The organism is Streptomyces sp. NPDC037100, from assembly GCF_055606225.1.
In genome coordinates this window covers 3,749-5,163 of sequence record NZ_JBVJSX010000030.1, presented here as the reverse complement: position 1 = coordinate 5,163, position 1,415 = coordinate 3,749, and the positions used below count along the sequence as shown (strand labels likewise).

The 1,415-nt window shown below is 56.1% G+C and carries 1 rRNA gene (cut by a window edge); it reads right to left on the bottom strand.

The annotated features are described in order from the left end of the window. Positions 1–22 precede the first annotated feature (22 nt). Positions 23–1,415: ribosomal RNA gene (locus tag ACZ7EG_RS39995) — 23S ribosomal RNA — on the bottom strand (it continues 1,795 nt past the right edge of the window).

The window sequence follows — 1,415 nt, the reverse complement described above, 5'->3', positions numbered from 1 at the left end:
AACACAGTGGACGCGAGCAACTGAGGACAAGCCCTCGGCCTATTAGTACCGGTCAACTCCACACGTTACCGTGCTTCCATATCCGGCCTATCAACCCAGTCGTCTACTGGGAGCCTTACCCTCTCTAGGAGGTGGGAGTCCTCATCTCGAAGCAGGCTTCCCGCTTAGATGCTTTCAGCGGTTATCCCTCCCGAACGTAGCCAACCAGCCATGCCCTTGGCAGGACAACTGGCACACCAGAGGTTCGTCCGTCCCGGTCCTCTCGTACTAGGGACAGCCCTTCTCAAGACTCCTACGCGCACAGCGGATAGGGACCGAACTGTCTCACGACGTTCTAAACCCAGCTCGCGTACCGCTTTAATGGGCGAACAGCCCAACCCTTGGGACCGACTCCAGCCCCAGGATGCGACGAGCCGACATCGAGGTGCCAAACCATCCCGTCGATATGGACTCTTGGGGAAGATCAGCCTGTTATCCCCGGGGTACCTTTTATCCGTTGAGCGACGGCGCTTCCACAAGCCACCGCCGGATCACTAGTCCCGACTTTCGTCCCTGCTCGACCCGTCGGTCTCACAGTCAAGCTCCCTTGTGCACTTACACTCAACACCTGATTGCCAACCAGGCTGAGGGAACCTTTGGGCGCCTCCGTTACTCTTTAGGAGGCAACCGCCCCAGTTAAACTACCCATCAGACACTGTCCCTGATCCGGATCACGGACCCAGGTTAGACATCCAGCACGACCAGACTGGTATTTCAACGACGACTCCACCCACACTGGCGTGTGAGCTTCAAAGTCTCCCAGCTATCCTACACAAGCCGAACCGAACACCAATATCAAACTGTAGTAAAGGTCCCGGGGTCTTTCCGTCCTGCTGCGCGAAACGAGCATCTTTACTCGTAGTGCAATTTCACCGGGCCTATGGTTGAGACAGTCGAGAAGTCGTTACGCCATTCGTGCAGGTCGGAACTTACCCGACAAGGAATTTCGCTACCTTAGGATGGTTATAGTTACCACCGCCGTTTACTGGCGCTTAAGTTCTCAGCTTCGCCCTGACGAATCAGAGCTAACCGGTCCCCTTAACGTTCCAGCACCGGGCAGGCGTCAGTCCGTATACATCGCCTTACGGCTTCGCACGGACCTGTGTTTTTAGTAAACAGTCGCTTCTCGCTGGTCTCTGCGGCCACCCCCAGCTCACCGAGTAAATCGGATCACCGAGTGTGGCCCCCCTTCTCCCGAAGTTACGGGGGCATTTTGCCGAGTTCCTTAACCATAGTTCACCCGAACGCCTCGGTATTCTCTACCTGACCACCTGAGTCGGTTTAGGGTACGGGCCGCCATGAAACTCGCTAGAGGCTTTTCTCGACAGCATAGGATCATCCACTTCACCACAATCGGCTCGGCATCAGGTCTCAGA